The sequence below is a fragment of the Agilicoccus flavus genome (assembly GCF_014857905.1).
Taxonomy (GTDB): Bacteria; Actinomycetota; Actinomycetes; order Actinomycetales; family Dermatophilaceae; genus Agilicoccus; species Agilicoccus flavus.
Genome location: NZ_JACYXE010000031.1, coordinates 1 through 3,297, shown reverse-complemented (window position 1 = coordinate 3,297; position 3,297 = coordinate 1). Strand labels below are relative to the sequence as shown.

At 64.8% G+C, this 3,297-nt stretch carries 3 protein-coding genes; 1 reads left to right on the top strand and 2 read right to left on the bottom strand.

Annotation, left to right across the window (positions count from 1 at the left end):
• Together ICW24_RS19030 and ICW24_RS19025 are read right to left on the bottom strand one after the other, a co-directional pair.
• A partial coding sequence (locus tag ICW24_RS19030; protein ID WP_504739329.1) for a transposase occupies window positions 1-591 on the bottom strand: 591 nt, incomplete at its 3' end.
• Between the two features lie 414 nt (window positions 592-1,005).
• The gene (locus tag ICW24_RS19025; RefSeq protein WP_226347289.1) at window positions 1,006-1,899 is read right to left on the bottom strand and encodes a LysR family transcriptional regulator; all 894 of its coding nucleotides are present in this window, start codon (window positions 1,897-1,899) and stop codon (window positions 1,006-1,008) included.
• A 90-nt stretch (window positions 1,900-1,989) separates the two neighbouring features.
• Between ICW24_RS19025 and ICW24_RS19020 the strand changes: the two genes are divergently transcribed.
• Complete coding sequence (locus ICW24_RS19020; RefSeq protein ID WP_119076631.1) at window positions 1,990-3,060, top strand: YeiH family protein; 1,071 nt, start codon at window positions 1,990-1,992, stop codon at window positions 3,058-3,060.
• Window positions 3,061-3,297: the final 237 nt, after the last annotated feature.

Sequence of the window (3,297 nt, the reverse complement as noted above, 5' to 3'; positions counted from 1 at the left end):
TGCCGGTCCGGTCCCGTCACGGACGGGCGTCAGGTCGATGATCACGGTCACGTACCTTTCGCCGCGGCGGGTGTGGCGCCACACGTGCTCATCCACGCCGAGCACCCGAACGCCGTCGTAGCGGGTGTCGTCGCTGATCAGGACCCTCCTTCCTTCGGTCAGGACGGCGTCGTTGGCGGTGTCCCACGCGACATCGAGGGCTTCCGCGATCCGGGCCACGGACAGGTGCGTGACGACGAGTCCTTCGAGGGCCCACCGCAACGCGGTCCGGGTCAGCTTCGCCCGGGGCTCGCACGCCGCGCTCGTGTCTTGGCGCCACATCCGCTCGCACCCGGTGCACGCGTACCGGCGGATCGTGACGAGCAACGTCGTCGGCCGCCACCCCAGCGGCGCGTGCGCGAGCTTGCGCCGGATCGTCCCGCGGGAGCGCCCTTCGCAACCACACTCCCGGCACCACCGGTCGTCATCGACAACACGGCAGGCCAGGACCGCGAGGTCGGGTTCGAGGCGTTGCCCGGTGGCCTGCAGACCAAGGCCGTCCAGGCCGATGAAGGTGGTCAGATCCGGGGCGACGTAGGTAGCGTCGTGCATGTCGAGGTCTTCCAGATGGTGAGCGTCAGAACTTCCATCTTCGGAAGGCCTCGACACCTACCCCGGCACCGACGCGCCGCACCCACCCCCGCCAGCCCGCCCGGCGCCTACACCCTTATTTGGGAAGAGCCGAATAACACAGGGGTCGCGTTGCCATCTGAGGGTCGAGGGTTCCCGGCAGCTGGTCGGGCAGGGACCGCCCGTTCCAGATGGGCTCGCCGTGTCCACCACTCCCGCTCAGCTAAGATTGATAGTTCGCGCCGCGAGTCCCGGCGGGCGTTCTGACGTGCAAATCAACGATCTGCAGCGCATGGCCTGTGGATAGTTCCACCGCGATACGCCGACCTGCGGTTTGCTTATCGCTTTCGTAGACACTCTTCCGTACCGATGCGTCCGGTCAGTCATCGCTGGAATCTAGGCGAGAGCGTCGAGGAAGTCGTGCGCATGGCGTGAGGGCGAGGCCCCGGCCCAGATCGCGGTCAAAGGACGGGTCATGGTGAGACCTCTGACCTGGACGCGAGCGAGCCGTCCGGCTCGGAGATCCTCGGCTACGGCCAAGCTGCTGAGCACCCCTGGCGCAACGCCTGCCATGATCGCGCTACGCACTCCGAGAGTGGTGGATAGCACCGCCACCGGGCTGGCGTGGGGTGAACAGCCGGTATCAGCGAGCGCCGCTTCGAACGCTTGACGGGTGCCGCTGCCCGGCTCGCGCAACACCAGGCTGGTGTCGGAGAGCTCGCGGGCGGTGATCCTGGCGGATTTCGCCCACCGATGTCCGGGCTGCACGACGACCGCGAGTGTGTCATGGGCGATGGTCACCGCGCCCAGATCGGCTGGCACCGCTGGAGACTCGATGAATCCGAGATCGACGGTCCCCTCGCGCACAGCCACAGCGACTGCGGTGCTGTTCTCGGCGTCGAGCTGAATGCCTGGACCGCTGCTGTCGGTCCGGGCGCGCCATCTGGCGATCCATTCGGGAAGCAAATACTCGGCGATCGTCAGACTCGCGGCAATACGCATCGTCCTTGCTCGATCCGAACGGAGTGAATCCACGGCATCGGAGAAATCATCGGCTGCTTCTAGCAACTTCCTCGCCCAACCGACCACGAGTTCGCCGGCGGGTGTCAGGCGAGAACCTCGCGCGGAGCGCACCAGCAACCTCACCCCCAGGCTTCGCTCGAGGCTTCGGATACGCAACGATACCGCTTGCTGGCTCACCCCCAACCGTCCGCTTGCCGCCGAGATGCTGCTCTCCTGCGCGATGAGCATCAGCGCCCGCAGCGCTTCCAGGTCCGGTTCGCTCCGCATGACTCACCTCCCATTAGAGACAAGTATAACTTGTGACCAGCACGAGATCTGCCTCTACCGACCTGGGGTTTCCGACGATACGATAGATACATGACTGACCTACAGCATGAGGCCCGCACCCGGCCCACGCACGCTTTCCTCGTCTACCTTCGGTCGCTTCTGCCAGGACTCGGGACGTGCGCGCTTGCGGCGGGCATTTCCTATGGAGTGAACGCGCTGCTGCCGGGAGTCAGCCCCCTCATCGTTGCGATCGTGCTCGGTGTGCTCGCAGCGAACCTGCTCCGAATGCCGACGGCAGTGACCGCCGGAATCGATTTCTCGGCGAAGAAGCTTCTTCGCGCAGGCATCGTGTTTCTCGGACTCCAGCTCGTACTCACCGACATCCTCGACCTGGGTGCCCCGATTCTCCTCGTCGTCGTCTGCATCGTCACAGGCGGGCTATGCGGCACCGTTGTGCTGGGGCGGCTGCTACGGGTTCGGCCCAGCCTGGCCCTCCTCATCGGATGCGGCTTCTCGATCTGCGGTGCTGCGGCAGTCGCCGGCGCAGCGGGCGTGACCGACCCCGACGATGAGGCGGAAGAGGACACGATCACCGCCGTAGCACTGGTGGTCATCTTTGGCACGCTCATGATCCCACTCGTGCCCCTGACGGCGAACCTCCTCGGATTCGATACCGAAGCCGCGGGCATGTGGGCAGGAGGCTCAATCCACGAGATCGCCCAGGTCGTCGCAGCCGGCGGCATCATCGGCGCGGGCGCACTCACCGTCGCAGTGATCGTGAAACTCGCCCGAGTCTTGCTTCTCGCACCCGTCGTAGCCGTGCTCAGTATCCGACAGCGTCGCCTCCAGCGCGCGAACCCCACGCCTACCTCGCAAACATCCTCCAGAAAGCTGCCGCCTATCGTCCCGGCGTTCATCATCGGGTTCATCCTCATGGTGCTCCTGCGCTCCTTCCTGCCCCTGCCCGAGTTCGTGCTGACAACCGGGAGCCTGTTGCAGACCGGCCTACTGTCAGCGGCGATGTTCGGCCTCGGCTGCGGTGTCAAGATCCGCAACCTCGCACAGGTCGGCTTCAAGCCCTTCGCTCTTGCCGCACTCTCCACCCTTCTGGTTGCGACCATCGCGTGGGCGGGGATCTCGTTTGCGAGCCATATCGCATGAACGGATCACACAGCGAAGCCGTCCGAGCCATCAGCTCACCGCGTCAGCACAGCGGCAACACCGAGGAAGATACTGAACGAGGGATCGACAGACGCTGATACGGCTTCCATGAAGAATTAGCCTTGATCCACCGATGCGAGTATCCGGATCAAGCCGCGCATGAAATGGAAATGCCCCCTCTGAAATGGGAAAATGATGATGTTCTAAGTCAACCAATCCCGCCCAGAAAGGGGCACC